The sequence below is a fragment of the Anaerosporobacter mobilis DSM 15930 genome (genome assembly GCF_900142955.1).
GTDB classification, from domain to species: domain Bacteria; phylum Bacillota; class Clostridia; order Lachnospirales; family Lachnospiraceae; genus Anaerosporobacter; species Anaerosporobacter mobilis.
Map to the genome: position 1 here is coordinate 1 of NZ_FRCP01000001.1, position 275 is coordinate 275.

Genomic DNA, 275 nt, shown 5'->3' on the forward strand with positions numbered 1-275 from the left:
ATCCAAAGTACCACGAGACACGAGAAACCTTGTGGGAATTCGGGGGGACCACCCCCCAAGGCTAAATACTACTTAGTGACCGATAGCGCATAGTACTGTGAAGGAAAGGTGAAAAGAACCCCGGGAGGGGAGTGAAAGAGAACCTGAAACCCTATGTTTACAAACTGTGGAAGTGCCTTATGTGCACAACCGCGTACTTTTTGTAGAACGGTCCGGCGAGTCACGTTTACTGGCAAGGTTAAGAACAGAAAGTTCGGAGCCGAAGGGAAACCAAG

1 rRNA gene is annotated in these 275 nt (G+C 49.5%); it reads left to right on the forward strand.

The features are described from left to right. Positions 1-275 (forward strand): 23S ribosomal RNA (locus BUB90_RS00005); the annotation flags it as partial.